The sequence below is a fragment of the Acinetobacter sp. GG2 genome, from assembly GCF_000292385.1.
In the GTDB taxonomy this organism is placed as follows: domain Bacteria; phylum Pseudomonadota; class Gammaproteobacteria; order Pseudomonadales; family Moraxellaceae; genus Acinetobacter; species Acinetobacter seifertii.
In genome coordinates, this window is the sequence record NZ_ALOW01000040.1 from 233,736 (window position 1) to 248,220 (window position 14,485).

At 37.5% G+C, this 14,485-nt stretch carries 15 protein-coding genes; 5 read left to right on the top strand and 10 right to left on the bottom strand.

What is annotated here, in order from left to right; genetic code table 11:
• Window positions 1-14 precede the first annotated feature (14 nt).
• Window positions 15-1,484: an adenylate/guanylate cyclase domain-containing protein gene (locus B554_RS0117200; RefSeq protein ID WP_019459027.1), complete on the top strand. Its 1,470-nt coding sequence runs from the start codon at window positions 15-17 to the stop codon at window positions 1,482-1,484.
• A gap of 48 nt (window positions 1,485-1,532) precedes the next feature.
• On the opposite strand, the gene fdx is transcribed toward B554_RS0117200, so the two are convergent.
• The 8 genes from fdx to B554_RS0117240 form a co-directional block, all read right to left on the bottom strand.
• Complete coding sequence (gene fdx, locus B554_RS0117205) at window positions 1,533-1,871, bottom strand: ISC system 2Fe-2S type ferredoxin (RefSeq protein WP_002049779.1); 339 nt, start codon at window positions 1,869-1,871, stop codon at window positions 1,533-1,535.
• An 18-nt stretch (window positions 1,872-1,889) separates the two neighbouring features.
• Window positions 1,890-3,749, bottom strand: coding sequence for a Fe-S protein assembly chaperone HscA (gene hscA / locus B554_RS0117210; RefSeq protein WP_004701921.1), 1,860 nt, complete (start codon window positions 3,747-3,749; stop codon window positions 1,890-1,892).
• A 38-nt stretch (window positions 3,750-3,787) separates the two neighbouring features.
• Window positions 3,788-4,306 carry a Fe-S protein assembly co-chaperone HscB gene (gene hscB, locus B554_RS0117215; protein ID WP_004701919.1) on the bottom strand — a complete coding sequence of 173 codons (519 nt, stop codon included), beginning with the start codon at window positions 4,304-4,306 and terminating at the stop codon, window positions 3,788-3,790.
• An 83-nt stretch (window positions 4,307-4,389) separates the two neighbouring features.
• Complete coding sequence (iscA, locus tag B554_RS0117220) at window positions 4,390-4,710, bottom strand: iron-sulfur cluster assembly protein IscA (RefSeq protein ID WP_004701917.1); 321 nt, start codon at window positions 4,708-4,710, stop codon at window positions 4,390-4,392.
• 30 nt (window positions 4,711-4,740) lie between these two features.
• Window positions 4,741-5,127 carry a Fe-S cluster assembly scaffold IscU gene (gene iscU / locus B554_RS0117225; protein WP_002049835.1) on the bottom strand — a complete coding sequence of 129 codons (387 nt, stop codon included), beginning with the start codon at window positions 5,125-5,127 and terminating at the stop codon, window positions 4,741-4,743.
• Window positions 5,128-5,193: 66 nt separating this feature from the next.
• Window positions 5,194-6,411, bottom strand: coding sequence for an IscS subfamily cysteine desulfurase (locus B554_RS0117230; protein ID WP_004701914.1), 1,218 nt, complete (start codon window positions 6,409-6,411; stop codon window positions 5,194-5,196).
• Window position 6,412: 1 nt separating this feature from the next.
• Window positions 6,413-6,886, bottom strand: coding sequence for an Rrf2 family transcriptional regulator (locus B554_RS0117235; protein WP_004701912.1), 474 nt, complete (start codon window positions 6,884-6,886; stop codon window positions 6,413-6,415).
• Between the two features lie 111 nt (window positions 6,887-6,997).
• Window positions 6,998-7,645 carry a hypothetical protein gene (locus B554_RS0117240; protein ID WP_019459028.1) on the bottom strand — a complete coding sequence of 216 codons (648 nt, stop codon included), beginning with the start codon at window positions 7,643-7,645 and terminating at the stop codon, window positions 6,998-7,000.
• A gap of 210 nt (window positions 7,646-7,855) precedes the next feature.
• On the opposite strand from B554_RS0117240, the gene B554_RS0117245 reads away from it, so the two are divergent.
• The 3 genes from B554_RS0117245 (at window position 7,856) to B554_RS0117255 (ending at window position 10,750) form a co-directional block, all read left to right on the top strand.
• Window positions 7,856-8,311: a phasin family protein gene (locus B554_RS0117245; protein ID WP_019459029.1), complete on the top strand. Its 456-nt coding sequence runs from the start codon at window positions 7,856-7,858 to the stop codon at window positions 8,309-8,311.
• Between the two features lie 169 nt (window positions 8,312-8,480).
• The gene (locus B554_RS0117250; RefSeq protein WP_001043034.1) at window positions 8,481-8,753 is read left to right on the top strand and encodes an HU family DNA-binding protein; all 273 of its coding nucleotides are present in this window, start codon (window positions 8,481-8,483) and stop codon (window positions 8,751-8,753) included.
• Between the two features lie 131 nt (window positions 8,754-8,884).
• The gene (locus tag B554_RS0117255; RefSeq protein WP_019459030.1) at window positions 8,885-10,750 is read left to right on the top strand and encodes a SurA N-terminal domain-containing protein; all 1,866 of its coding nucleotides are present in this window, start codon (window positions 8,885-8,887) and stop codon (window positions 10,748-10,750) included.
• Window positions 10,751-10,789: 39 nt separating this feature from the next.
• Here the strand turns inward: B554_RS0117255 and B554_RS0117260 are convergent, their stop codons facing one another.
• Complete coding sequence (locus B554_RS0117260) at window positions 10,790-11,737, bottom strand: AraC family transcriptional regulator (protein WP_019459031.1); 948 nt, start codon at window positions 11,735-11,737, stop codon at window positions 10,790-10,792.
• Window positions 11,738-11,926: 189 nt separating this feature from the next.
• Here B554_RS0117260 and B554_RS0117265 point away from each other — a divergent pair, with 189 nt between their 5' ends.
• Entirely contained in the window at window positions 11,927-13,150 is a 1,224-nt protein-coding gene (locus tag B554_RS0117265) for an alkane 1-monooxygenase (protein WP_019459032.1), read from the top strand.
• 115 nt (window positions 13,151-13,265) lie between these two features.
• Here the strand turns inward: B554_RS0117265 and B554_RS0117270 are convergent, their stop codons facing one another.
• Window positions 13,266-14,471: an acyl-CoA dehydrogenase family protein gene (locus B554_RS0117270; RefSeq protein WP_019459033.1), complete on the bottom strand. Its 1,206-nt coding sequence runs from the start codon at window positions 14,469-14,471 to the stop codon at window positions 13,266-13,268.
• Between the last annotated feature and the right edge of the window lie 14 nt (window positions 14,472-14,485).

Consider the following 14,485-nt stretch of genomic DNA (forward strand, 5'->3'; position numbering starts at 1 on the left):
ATGTGGAGGATAGGGTGCAATTAGAGAGGTTTATAGATCGAGAACCTAAACAGTTTGCATATTTTCATCGTTTGATGGGGTATTCAATTCTGTCATTGATTTTAGTGATCTATGCTTTTACCTCACCAAATACTAATTATCAAATCTATATTCCTCCTTTTTTTCTTTTTTTACTTTTTATCAGTTCTAAATTAGAACATTGGTTACAGTATCAATTTGATAAGAAAACACAAAAAAGTGTTTTTTTTGCGATAGACACGATTGTGGTGGCAGTTACTCTTGCAGGAGTACACCTTAATCTTGTTCCAACATTTATTGCAGTTTTCGCCTTATTTTACTCAGCTATTAATAGTCGTATTTCGTTTGCAGTCATTTGTTTAACGAGCTTGCTTGGTGCGATTATTTTTTATTTAAGTACTTTTTTCCTCTTCGGTTTCCATCCATATTTTGAAGCTACTAGCCAAGAACTTACAGTAATTACTTTGCTTGGTCTGGTTATGTTTATAACCATTGGAAATTACTACCAACATCGCTGGGTCAAAAAAATTAGTCAGCAACGTCAGCATTATTATGATCAAATGACACGTTATATCGCTTTTGCTAATCAGTTAAGTCGCTATGCGCCATTACAGCTATGGCAATCTATTATGCGTGGTGAGGCTGAGGCAAAAATTGAATATAAACGTAAGAAAATGACAGTATTCTTTTCTGATATTCAGGGTTTTACTGAGTTATCTGAAACCTTAATTCCAGATGATTTGGCTTTCTTGCTTAATGACTATTTAAGTCATATGACTGAAATTGCGAAGCAATACGAGGCGACTGTCGATAAATTTATGGGAGATGCGATTCTCATTTTTTTTGGAGATCCGAACTCCCAAGGTGTTGAGCAAGATGCCAAATCATGTGTAGAAATGGCAATTGCTATGCGTCAGCAAATGAAGTTGTTGCGCGAACGCTGGAAGAAAATGGGATATTCAGCTTTACATATCCGTATGGGGATTAGTACGGGTTATTGCCACGTTGGGAACTACGGGGCAACACATCGTATGGCTTATACGATTGTGGGTCGTGATGTAAATTTGGCGGCACGTTTACAATATGCTGCTGAAATCGATGAGATACTCATTTCTGATGATACTTATCAACTTATTAAAAGTGATTTTCTATGCGCACCTAAAACACCTATTTATTTAAAAGGTATTCAAGGTGCAGTAAAAACATGGCAAGTTATGGAAAAATATACAGGGAACAAGTCAGATCATCAGCAATGGTTTGATTATGAATATAAAGGTTTCCATTTAGTCCTGAACTTAGAAGAAGTACAGAACTATGAATATCCAGAATTGGTTGAAGTGCTTGAAAAAATGATTCAGCGCATTAAAGTTCAACAAACTTTGATTAATACTCAAGGTGTTGCTCAGCTTAAACTTGAAGACGAAGTTAAGCAGATAAATATTGATCAAAAGCAAAACCAAATATAAATTACAACAATAAAAAAGCTGCCGAAGCAGCTTTTTCACTATTATATTTTAATGATTTTCTGATGCATGGTTAATTGTGTATTTCGGAATCTCGATTTCAAGATCTTCATCTACGATTTTAACTTGGCATGAAAGACGAGAGTCTGGCTCTAAGCCCCAAGCACGGTCTAAAAGATCAGCTTCAACATCATTCATTTCTTCTAAGCTATCAAAACCTTTGCGAACAATGACATGGCAAGTTGTACATGCGCATGACATGTCACAAGCGTGTTCGATTTTGATACCTTTGTTGAGCAGGCTCTGGCAAAGATTTGCATTTTGTTCAACCTCAAATTCTGCGCCTTCGGGACAAATCTGAGCATGAGGAAGTACTTTAATACGTGGCATATTGATCACCTATACCTTTTAGTTTGATTTTGACCAATCGTCGAGTTTTGTGCCTTTTAAGGCATGGTCAATATGTCGATTCATTCGTAGTGCTGCAAACGCATCACTATGTACTTTAAGCTGTTGAACTGCTTGCTCAATCGCTTGGATATCGCTGCCTTCAAGCTGGGTTTTCAAGGATTCTTTTGCAGAGTTAAGAGCTTCACGCTGGTTTTCATCAAGTAAATCTGCATCTACTTTTAATGCTTGCTCTAGAGCCTCAAGTTCACGTTCTGCTTCAACTTTGGTTTCCTTTAAGTGACGAAGATTTTTGTCTTCTTCGGCATGTTGAAAACCTTCAATTAATAAGCGTTCCGTATCTGCTTCAGATAAACCATAAGATGGTTTAATATCAATATAGGCTTGTACACCAGAAGTTGTTTCACGAGCAGAAACAGTGAGTAAACCATCTGCATCAACTTGGAAAGTGACTTCAATACGAGCTTGCCCTGCTGTCATTGGTGGAATACCATGAAGCACAAATCTGCCTAATGAGCGGCAATGTTCAACTAAATCACGCTCACCCTGAACTACATGAATTAACATGGCAGTTTGGCCGTCTTGATAAGTTGTAAACTCTTGACGACGGGCTACAGGAATAGCGGTATTGCGAGAAATTAGGCGTTCAACTAAACCACCCATTGTTTCTAACCCAAGAGAAAGAGGAGTCACATCTAAAAGAAGTGAACCATCTTGACTATTGCCGATTAACTGATTTGCCGTAATCGAGGCACCAATAGCCACAACTTCATCCGGGTTGATCGTGCAAAGAGGCTCTTGATTAAAAACGTCACGGACTGCTTTTTGAACCGCATAAGAGCGGGTAGAACCACCTACCAAAACAACATTTTGAATGTCAGTTAACTCAAGCTTGGCATCACGTAGGACACGCTTACAAACACTAATGGTTTTATCTAGAGCCACTTGAATAATGCTTTCAAATGTAGGGCGATCTAGTGTAAGAGTTGTATCAATCAGCTTTAATTCAACTGAATCTTGATTAGATAATTGCTCTTTAGCTTGACGCGCTGCAACTATAAATACGGCATAGTCTTCATTACTTAATACATCAATATTAAGCTGTTTTTTTGCCCATTTCACAATTAGACGGTCTAAGTCATCACCACCTAGAGCTGTGTGACCACCAGTCGCTAGGACTTCAAATACGCCTTGTGAAAAACGCAAGATTGATACATCAAAAGTACCACCGCCCAAATCGTAAATTACATAGTTACGGTCGGTCTCTAAGTTACTTTCTTGATCCAATCCATAAGCAACTGCGGCAGCTGTAGGTTCATTTAATAAACGTAATACATTTAAACCAGCAAGTTGAGCAGCATCACGAGTTGCTTGGCGTTGAGCTTCATCAAAGTAAGCAGGAACTGTAATCACAGCACCATTAACAGGATTTTGTAGACTGTCTTCAGCACGATCTTTTAATTGTTTTAAAATTTCAGCTGAAATTTCTACAGGTGTTTTACGTCCAGCACGAGTTTCAAAAGCAGGCATCTCGTTTTCTGAGCCTACTAATTCATATGGATGCTGAAACTTAATATCTGCTTTTGAGCGACCCATAAATCGTTTAACAGATACAATCGTATTTTTTGGATCTGCAATGATAAATGGTTTAGCTTCTTCACCATAATGAGTTGTATTGTCCCCATAATGAACGATAGAAGGAAGTAATCTTCTATTTTGAACATCATTGAGTACTTTAGGTTTGCCTGATAACACTGTCGCAACTAGTGAGTGTGTTGTTCCTAGGTCAATACCAATCGCAATGCGATGTTGGTGTGGGGCACTGGATTGACCCGGTTCAGCAATTTGCAAAAGTGCCATGAGTTAAATCCCTTGAAAATAAAGTAGAAAAAGCAAAATTAAAAATCATCGTCTAAATCAAAGCTGTCTTCTTCATCTAACAGTTGATCTTCTGCTTTATCAATATCGTTTAAAACACGTTGAAAGAAACGTAACTTACGTACGGTATCACGTGCTTCAGCCCAATCTTCTTCACTGTAATCAATTTTGAATTCACGAACCAGGCCATCAATCCATTGTTGTACTTCTAGCTTTAAAGTACGTAAATGTTCAGTTGTTGTCGCTTCGTCAAGTTGTTCACGAAGTTCTAAAGCAGATTGTAGAAATTCAAAATCACTAATAGATTGATCAAGATGATGATCTTGCTTCTTAAGAGCTAAAAGATAAGCAGCACGACTATCTACTTGTGATAGTGTTTTAAAAGCTTGATTGATTTCACTTGATTTGATCAATGCTTGATCTTTATCTGAGGCTTTATCTGGATGATATTGTTGCTGCAAACTCAAGAAATTTGATTTTAAGCTTGCCAAATCGATATCGAGTGCCACAGGTAAATTGAACAACTCAAAATGATTCATTAGAAATGGGATCCGCGTTAATTAAATACATTAAAACAGTGCTTGATAGACACTGTTTTAATGAGAAAAAGGAAAGGAGAGGATTAAACAGTGAAAGATTCACCACAACCACATTCACCCTTTTTATTAGGATTGTTAAATTCGAACCCTTCATTAAGGCCATTTTTAACATAGTCCATTTCTAAGCCTTCTAAATAAACTAGGCTTTTCGGATCTACAAAAACCTTAACGCCGAACTGTTCGAAAGTTTGATCATGTTCATCGATTTCATCTACAAACTCGAGAACATAAGCCAACCCAGAACAACCAGAAGTTTTCACACCAACGCGAATGCCTTCACCCTTACCTCGGTTTTTAAGGTAATTGCTAATATGAGTCGCAGCATTTTCAGTTAAATGAATCATGAAAACTCCAACGTTTATAATGGTAACAAATTAAGCTTTTGACTTTTTACTACGATAATCTTCAATCGCAGCTTTAATCGCATCTTCAGCTAAAACAGAGCAGTGAACTTTTACTGGTGGAAGAGCTAACTCAGTCGCAATATCAATATTTTTGATTGCTTGAGCTTCATCAAGAGTTTTGCCTTTTAACCATTCAGTTACAAGAGAACTTGATGCAATTGCAGAACCACAACCGTAAGTTTTAAAGCGTGCTTCTTCGATTACGCCACTGTCATTTACTTGGATCTGTAAACGCATCACGTCGCCACATGCAGGTGCACCCACCATACCTGTACCAACATTTTCAGAGTTTTTGTCTAAAACACCAACATTACGTGGATTTTCGTAATGATCAATTACCTTTTCGCTATAAGCCATTTCGCTTCTCCAAACCTCGGGGTCAGCCTAATATTAATATGAGGGTTAAAACACTAATTTCAATAATTAGTGTTCTGCCCATTCAACTGTAGAAAGATCGATACCTTCTTTGTACATATCCCAAAGCGGAGAAAGTTCACGTAATTTCTCAACAGCGGCTTTGGTAATTGTAAGCACGTGGTCAATGTCTTCTTCAGTCGTGTATTTACCAAAACTAAAGCGAATTGAGCTGTGTGCAAGCTCATCAGATAAACCTAATGCGCGAAGAACATATGAAGGCTCTAAAGTTGCAGAAGTACAAGCTGAACCACTTGATACGGCAGCATCTTTAAGCGACATCATTAAAGATTCACCTTCAACAAAGTTAAAGCTGACATTTAAATAGTTTGCAACGTTTTGAGTCGGGTGGCCATTTAAGAACACTTGTTCAAGATCTTGTAAACCGTTCCAAAGTTTGTCACGAAGTTTACGAAGACGCTCTTGTTCTGCATGCATGGTTTTGCCTGCGATTTCAAAAGCCTCACCCATACCTACGATTTGGTGAGTAGCCAAAGTACCAGAACGCATACCGCGCTCATGACCACCACCATGAATTTGTGCTTTTAAGCGAACACGTGGGCTACGACGTACATATAATGCGCCAATACCTTTTGGACCATAAATTTTATGAGCAGAGAAACTCATAAGATCAATTTTCATAGTAGATAAGTCGATATCAACTTTACCAGCTGCTTGTGCTGCATCTACATGGAAAAATGTTTTGTTGGCACGTGTTAATTCACCAATCGCCGCTACATCTGTAACTGTACCAATTTCATTGTTTACCATCATAAGAGAAACAAGAATAGTATCTGGGCGAAGGGCAGCCTTCACCATCTCAGGAGTAATTAAACCTGTTTGTGGTTGTGGCTCTAGGTAAGTAATTTCAAAACCTTGTTCTTCTAATTCACGACAAGGATCTAGAACAGCTTTGTGTTCAATTTTACTTGTAATGATATGTTTGCCTTTAGAAGCGTAGAATTGAGCTACACCTTTAAGAGCAAGGTTATCTGATTCGGTTGCACCAGAAGTCCAAACGATTTCACGTGGGTCAGCTTTAATTAAATTTGCGACTTGCTCACGTGCATATTCAACTTTTTCTTCTGCTTGCCAGCCATAAGCGTGGGAACGAGATGCAGCATTACCAAAGGTACCGTCGAAAGTTAAACACTCCATCATACGTTCTGCAACTTGCGGATCTACTGGAGTGGTTGCTGCGTAATCAAGATAAATTGGACGTTTCATATCAAATACCTGTACCCGATAAAAGAGCTGAATCTATGCCAGTCACATTTTGGCGTAGTGCAACAGTTTGAACGTTGTCTCGGCTAATGAGGTCGGCAAGAGTGATTTTGGCTAAATAGTCGGCAATATGATGAGAGAGTTCTTGCCATAAATCGTGAGTCAGACACATTGCACCATTTTGGCAGTTACCTTTATGGTCGCAACGCGTTGCATCAACAGTTTCATTTACGGCTTCAATGATTTCTAACACAGTAATTTCATCAGCGTTTCGAGCCAAATGGTAACCACCATTTGCACCGCGAACACTAGAAACTAACCCATGACGCTTAAGTTTAGCGAACAACTGCTCTAAGTAAGCAACTGAAATAGATTGACGTGCGGCAATTTCGGCGAGCGTGATCGTTTGTTCAGTTGGCTGCAAAGCTAAATCAAGAAGAGCAGTCACTGCGTAGCGACCGCGAGTTGTAAGGCGCATGATTCGATACACATGTTAAGACTAGATAATAGGATTTTATGAATCCCGACTAAAATAGTCAAGTTTTTTTATTTTTAATTCAAGTGTAGGATCAAGATAGAAAAAAATGAGTTATGCTGCCCATAAATTATATATCAAATAAGCAAAAAATATTAGGCTAATTATACCAAAGCACAAGTTAATATTGCGTTGACGTTGCTGTAAACGTGCAATTCGATTCTGATATTGTTTAATTTCTACATTTAATGAATTGATCTCTGAACGTTGTTGATCAATTTTTTCAAGTAATGGGGCAATTCTTTTGCGTGAAGCAAGTGTCTCAGCTTCGTCATCTGGCGCGTTGAACCATTGTTTCCAGTCCGCTAGAAGTTTAGGTAATGTGAGATGTGAAATTAAATCGATGAGTTCTTTTTTAGTTTCTGAATCTCCATCAATTCGCATGTTGTTTAAACTACGTTGATTTGAGAAAGCGAAAATTTTGATAAGATCAATAAGTGTACTATTTATTTCTAAGTCAATACGACGGTCATATGAGTGAATATCAAATAGCAAGCCTTTTTCAGTAAATTGCACATAGAAGTCGAAAAATGGCAAATAGCTATTAATGCGGATTGTGATTTTATTAGCAATAAACTTTTTCGCTTGCAAGCGAAGAACACCATCGTGGGTGAGAATAAATGAGAAAAAAGTTTCTAAAATAATTAGAACAATATTCAGCAACAGACGTGGATGTTTTTGTCTTTGTTGCGTTTCACTCATAAAAGTTTATCCTTAAATATTATAGATTAATTGAGGGAATGAGACATCCTATCTCAAACTTAGCATAATGTCCTGTTAAATATATTTACATGACATGATTGTTTTGTAGAACAGTTTCATAAATGTATCAAGTCTTGACTTTGATATTATAAGAATATTTTGTGGTTAAATAAGACTTCGTCTGTCTCATCCGATCAGGAGCTTAGATCAATGGATAATGCAAATATAGAAACACAAGTAGAAGAGCAAGAAGAAAAAAATAAATTAAAATCAAAAAGTTCTAGGAAGTCTGCATTAGATTTTAGAAAGTATACTAAACAGATCTGGTTAGCAGGTCTAGGTGCTTTTTCTCGTGCTGAAGAAGAAGGCAATAAACTATTTGACTCGCTAGTCAAAGTAGGTGAAGAGCTTGAGTCCAAAACAGGTGATTTAGCTGATACAACTGTTGGTAAAGTAACCGAAAAAGCCAAAGAGTCTGTTTCTGACACCAAAGACAAAGTTGAAAAAATCTTAGATACCAGTGTGAATCATTCTTTAAATAGAATTGGCTTAGTTACTCCTAAGGACTTACAGCACATAGAACAACTCTTGGTTCAACTGCATATAAAGGTTGATGCTTTAATTGAAGAAAATCAAAAATTGAAGGCAAAATTGAATGAAAAGTAAAAAAATGTAGGGATTTAGCAAATATATAACAGTTTTTTAGCATTTATTTTTGCTAAAAGCTCTGCTCTAGTATTGCGTTTTCCCCCAAAGCATTGCTATAAAGGCGTCATGGCCTTTTAAACTATAGCCTTGGACCTTAAACAAACGATATTAAGAGGATGTTTTATTCATGAATAAATCAGAATTAATCGATGCAATTGCTGAAAAAGGGGGAGTATCTAAGACTGATGCAGGCAAGGCACTCGATGCGACAATTGCGTCAATTACTGAAGCACTAAAAAAAGGTGACACAGTAACTTTAGTTGGTTTCGGTACTTTCAGTGTTAAAGAACGTGCTGCACGTACTGGCCGTAACCCTAAAACTGGTGAAGAGCTTCAAATTAAAGCAACAAAAGTACCTAGCTTTAAAGCTGGTAAAGGTCTTAAAGATTCAGTTGCTTAATCTTTTAAGATGATTAAACGCGCCAATATAGGCGCGTTTTTTATTAAAAATCTGAATTGACCAATATTGCTCATTCATTCATTGTGGTTTTTCAGTTAAAATTCTCCTCGAAATAAAATATTGGAATACTTATGGAATCTTTTCGTACAGTCATTAAGGGTTGGCTAGGCAAAGTCCTTTTAATTTTGTTTTTGACCCCTTTAGCGCTTGTAGGTATTAATGGATATTTTAATAGGGGAAACAAGGCAGATGTCGCAAAAACTGTCAATGGACAGGACGTATCAAAAAAAGACCTTGAAACTTTAACGCAAAGGTATAAAGAACAATATTTAGCTGCTGTAAAGGGTGATGAAAGTTTACTTAATTTACCGGTAATTCAAGCAAAAGCACTTGATATATTGGTATCTCGTAATTTACTCATTCAGCAAGCTGAAAAACTCGGTATCTCTTTAAGTGATGCGCAAATCGAGCAAATGTTGGCTCAACAGCCAAGTTTGCAAGAAAATGGCCAGTTTTCACAAAAATTATATGAAAATTATTTGCGTTCGATTGGTATGACAAGCCAAGCTTTAATTGCGAGCTTGCGTCAAGATCACGCTTTGAAAATGTTGACTTCAACTTTCTCAGATTATTCTTTAGTAAGTAAAGTTGATTTAATGCAAATTGCGAATTTGCAAACAGAACAACGTACATTACATTTGGCTAGTATTAAGTTAGACAGTTATAAAACTGGCTTAACTGCATCGAATCAAGAAGCTACTGACTATTACAACAAACATCAGAATGAGTTTAAACAGCCTGCTTCAGTTGATGTGGATTATGTTGTTTTATCTCCATCTTTAATGGCTAAGCCTGCACCAGCAACAGATGCTGAGCTTAAGCAAGCCTATGCGAAGTTTGTAGAATCTCAGCAAAAAGATGCTAAACGTGTTGTTAAACATATTCTTATTACGACTGATGGTCGTGATGATGCAGCAGCCCAAAAGCTTGCTAAAGATGTATACGCAAAAATCCAAGGTGGTCTTTCATTTGCTCAAGCAGCAGCCCAGTTTTCAGAAGATCCCACTTCGAAAGCGAAAGGTGGCTTAGTTGAGGCATATGCACCAGGTATTTTCTCTGATGCATTTGATAAAACTGTTTTAAGTTTGAAAAATGGTCAAGTTTCACAGCCAGTAAAAACACAATATGGTTACCACATTATTGAAGCAGAAACCCCAGCGACTCAAATTCCTTCATTTGATGCTGAGAAGTCACGCTTAACTGCAGAAGTTGAAAAGAATAAAGTTGCTACTGTTTATTCAGATACCGTTAATAGTTTGAATGAAACGATTGTTGGTAATGATTCTTTAGATGCAGTTGTACAACAAGTCAAAGGTACAAAAATTGAATCTTTAAATGGTGTAACTTTAGCTACTCAAAACCCGCAATTAAGTGATCCAAACGTAAAAATTAAATTGTTTAACGATGATGTGAAAAATGGTGATCGTAATGCTTCATCAAATATTCAATTAGCGAATGGCGATACTGTCTGGATTAAAGTACGTGACTATCATGCAGCTGGTGTTAAACCAATTGCTCAAGCGATGAATGAAGCGAAAGCTAAAGTAATCGATGAAAAAGCACGTAAAGCGGCTCAAGCAAAAATTGCTACAATGTTGACTGAATTCAAAACTCAGCCAGCTGAACAGGTTGTTGCAAAAAATAAGGTACCTTTTGAATCTGCAGGTGTATTTACTCGCTCACAAGGTTTGAAACGTGCAATTGAGCGTGCAGCATTTAGTGTTCCTACGCCAAAACCTGGTATGTGGTCTGTTACAACAGCAAACTTACCAAATGAGTTAGTCGTTGTTGCTGTATCTAATGTAAATTCAGCTGCGGTAAATGCTATGCCAGCCGACCAGTTAAAGCAATTACAGCAGCTTTATCGCCAGTCTCGTGGGCAGCAAATACTTGAAGATTACAGCGAATACTTAAAGTCACACGCTAAAATCAAATAAAACTTATGTAATAAAAAAAGCGCTTCGGCGCTTTTTTTATTACTGATCTAGACTACTCCCAATATAGTTTTGTCTATATTGTTTAGGCGATAAATCAAATACTCTTTTAAATGCCTGACTAAACGCTGTTTCTGAAGAATAACCAACTTTATTTGAAATTTGTTGAATTGATAAATTGCTTGTACGCAGATATTGGCTCGCTAAACGAAAGCGATAATGCTGTAAATATGTAAGAGGAGGTTCACCAATAATACTATTAAAAAGATTGGCAAACTTAGATCGTGACATGCAACATTGTTCAGCTAATGATTCGACAGTCCAGCTTGCTTCAGGTTGACTATGAATTGCTGATAGAGCATTACTCAACTCAGGGTGAGTTAAGGCACCTAACCAGTTTTGCTGATCTGACATTTGTTGAATATGATCACGAATACATTCAATTAAAAGAATACTCACTAAATGATCGATAATCTTGTCATGCCCAGGTTGAATTTTTTGTGTTTCGACTGCTAAAAAATACAGTCCTATTTGTAACCATTCAGGAGGAGTGGTTTGGTTCTCTCGTTGAATATGCATGATAGGTGGTAATGCATTAATAAGTGGTCCTGCCATATGAGTATCAACTTGACAGCGTAAACAGAGCAGTAATGTATTTTCAGATGCTGCTGAACCGAGCTCAATCGGGTCTTGTCGATGTCCGTTAAATAACGGAGTAATATCTACAGGATCTACAAGTTTACTTGCAGTCGCTTTTGAGTCTGTAGCATGGTGAGCTTTTCCAGAGGGAATTAAAATAATATCTCCAGCCTTGGCTGTTATTTTTTCTGAAGCATTTATTTGAATATATACAGAACCGGTTAAAACGATATAAGCAAGTAAAGCAGATTGATCTTGTGTTTTAAAAGCCCATTCATTTTGTGCTTTGATATAGATATATTCTGACTTATTTAAGTGGATATCATCAAAAAATTTACTTAGTGCATCCATGTTTACGTGATCAATCATTATTTTAATAAAATTATAGTGAGCTGTAAGAATAGATCAACATGTGTTTTTAGGACAAAAAAGTGGAAGAAAATGCCAAAGACTTTGAAATAGGTTTTTTGGACGGTTACAACTGTTAAGCAAATGGTATTTCTTTAACTATATAGATATATAGAAAAAGGAAATATGACTATGAATGCACCAGTAAATGTTCAGCAAGAACTTATGCCAGTGCCAGCGTCTATGCGTGAAATAGATCGTAAGCGCTATTTATGGATGATTAGTCCGGCTCTACCTGTAATTGGTTTAGGTATTTTAGCTGGTTACCATTTTGGTCCACGCCCATTAAAGAAAGTATTTGCTTTGGGTGGCCCACTTTTATTACATGTTGTGATTCCTGCAATTGATACGATTATTGGTAAAGATGCACGTAATCCAACTGATGAAGAAATTAAACTTCTAGAAAAAGATCCGTATTATTCACGCTTGGTGAAGAGCTTTATCCCATTACAATATGCAGCAAACGTTTATGCATGTTATTTAACAAGCCGTAAAACTACTTCTTTTATAGATAAAATATTACTTGGTATTTCAATGGGTGCAATCAATGGTATTGCGATTAATACTGCTCATGAACTAAGCCATAAACATGATCGTATTGACCATATTTTATCTCATCTTGCTTTGGTGCCTACAGGTTACAACCATTTCCGTATTGAGCATCCATATGGCCATCATAAGCGTGCGGCAACGCCTGAAGACCCTGCATCTTCACGGATGGGTGAAACATTCTATGAATTCTGGCCGCGTACAGTTATTGGTTCTTTCAAGTCAGCAATTGAAATTGAGAAAAACCGATTAAAACGTAAAGGTAAAGAGTTTTGGTCACTCGATAATGAATTACTGCAAGGCTGGGGTATGACTGCTGCTTTTCATAGTTCGATGATTGGACTTTTTGGTAAAGGTACGATTCCGTATTTAGCGACGCAAGCATTTTACGGTATTAGTCTTTTTGAAATTATTAACTATATTGAGCATTATGGTTTGCTACGCCAGAAAAAAGAAAATGGTCAGTATGAACGCACAATGCCAGAGCACAGCTGGAATAATAACAACGTAGTGACAAACTTGTTCTTATATCAGTTACAGCGCCATTCAGATCACCATGCTTATCCGACTCGTCCATTCCAAGCACTGCGTCATTTTGATGAAGCACCTGAGTTACCAAGTGGTTATGCAAGTATGTTGCTACCAGCATTAATTCCTTCACTGTGGTTTAAAATGATGGACAAGCGTGTATTTGATCACTACAAAGGTGATTTAAATAAAGCAAATATTTCACCAAAACGTCGTGCAAAAATCTTTAAAAAATTCGGTGTAGTTGATAAGTCATTAGAAGTTACGCCAGTTAAATAAATAAAAAATATATACCTGAAATACCTAACCCTCTAATCATATGATTAGAGGGTTTTTATTTTGTAGATAGAGTAGTACTAAGCAGTAAGGAAGTTTTAACTTACTTGCAACGCTCTTATTTTAATTCGCTTGATGATTTACCAAGCTCACGTCGAGCAATAATAAGCTGCTGAATTTGTTGAGTTCCTTCAAAAATATCAAGAATTTTTGAATCACGTGCCCATTTCTCAAGTAATTCATCTTCGTTATAGCCAACACTTGCTGCTAACTCGACACACTTCAAAGTGATTTCGTTGCCTACACGGCCTGCTTTTGCCTTGGCGATGGAAGCTTCTTTTGAGTTTGGTTTCTTGTTGTCAGCCATCCATGTTGCTTTCAACATGAGTAACCGTGCTGCTTCCCATTCGGCCTCCATACGGTAAATTTGTGCCGCAAGATTGGATGTTTGCAAATATGGCGTTGAGTAATTTGGGTCCAACTGATCTTTAAAAATTTCTTTAATACGTTCTAATGAAGATTTAGCACAGCCAATGGCCATAGCAGCGACAAGTGGGCGTGTATTATCAAAAGTTTCCATTACACCTGCGAAACCTTTAGCAACGTCCACTTCGGCATTACCTAAAAGATTTTCTGCTGGTACACGGCAGTCAGTAAAACTAATAACTGCTGTATCAGAAGCTTTAATTCCCAATTTGTGTTCAAGGCGCTCCACCTTCATTCCAGGCGTGCCTTTAGGCACTACAAATGATTTGATGGCTGCACGTCCAAGTTTTCGATCAAGGGTAGCCCAGACAACCACAGAGTCTGCACGTTCACCTGAGGTTACGAAAATCTTTTCACCATTTAAAATGTAGTCATTACCATCTTTAGTTGCTGTAGTACGGATAGCAGCAGAGTCTGAACCACAGCCGGGTTCAGTAATCGCCATTGCAGCCCAAGTACCTTTAAAGCGTTCTAGTTGCTCATCATTTGCAACAGCAGCAATTGCAGAATTTCCTAAACCTTGGCGTGGCATACTGAGTAATAGCCCAGTATCGCCATAACACATTTCAATGATACCTAGTGCCGTCGACATGTTGGTGCCGTTACGGACACCTTCATTATCTGTTTCACCCCGTTTGCTTGCACCAGCAGCACCTGCATTAATTCCTTCGCCACCTTCGTTCATACCGTCGATGAGTGAGGCAAGCATATCAAGCTCTTTGGGATAAGCATGTTCTGCTTTATCATATTTACGGGAAATAGGGCGTAATACATTGATAGCAACATCATGTGCTTGATCAATCATCATTTTGAATTTTTTTGGATTTTGTAAATTCATGAAAATGTCCTCAG

Coding starts and splice junctions, on each gene's coding strand:
- fdx (WP_002049779.1), bottom strand. CDS start 1,871: ATGCCACGTATTAAAGTACTTCCTCATGCTCAGATTTGTCCCGAAGGC.
- hscA (WP_004701921.1), bottom strand. CDS start 3,749: ATGGCACTTTTGCAAATTGCTGAACCGGGTCAATCCAGTGCCCCACAC.
- hscB (WP_004701919.1), bottom strand. CDS start 4,306: ATGAATCATTTTGAGTTGTTCAATTTACCTGTGGCACTCGATATCGAT.
- iscA (WP_004701917.1), bottom strand. CDS start 4,710: ATGATTCATTTAACTGAAAATGCTGCGACTCATATTAGCAATTACCTT.
- iscU (WP_002049835.1), bottom strand. CDS start 5,127: ATGGCTTATAGCGAAAAGGTAATTGATCATTACGAAAATCCACGTAAT.
- B554_RS0117230 (WP_004701914.1), bottom strand. CDS start 6,411: ATGAAACGTCCAATTTATCTTGATTACGCAGCAACCACTCCAGTAGAT.
- B554_RS0117235 (WP_004701912.1), bottom strand. CDS start 6,886: ATGCGCCTTACAACTCGCGGTCGCTACGCAGTGACTGCTCTTCTTGAT.
- B554_RS0117240 (WP_019459028.1), bottom strand. CDS start 7,645: ATGAGTGAAACGCAACAAAGACAAAAACATCCACGTCTGTTGCTGAAT.
- B554_RS0117245 (WP_019459029.1), top strand. CDS start 7,856: ATGGATAATGCAAATATAGAAACACAAGTAGAAGAGCAAGAAGAAAAA.
- B554_RS0117250 (WP_001043034.1), top strand. CDS start 8,481: ATGAATAAATCAGAATTAATCGATGCAATTGCTGAAAAAGGGGGAGTA.
- B554_RS0117255 (WP_019459030.1), top strand. CDS start 8,885: ATGGAATCTTTTCGTACAGTCATTAAGGGTTGGCTAGGCAAAGTCCTT.
- B554_RS0117260 (WP_019459031.1), bottom strand. CDS start 11,737: ATGGATGCACTAAGTAAATTTTTTGATGATATCCACTTAAATAAGTCA.
- B554_RS0117265 (WP_019459032.1), top strand. CDS start 11,927: ATGAATGCACCAGTAAATGTTCAGCAAGAACTTATGCCAGTGCCAGCG.
- B554_RS0117270 (WP_019459033.1), bottom strand. CDS start 14,471: ATGAATTTACAAAATCCAAAAAAATTCAAAATGATGATTGATCAAGCA.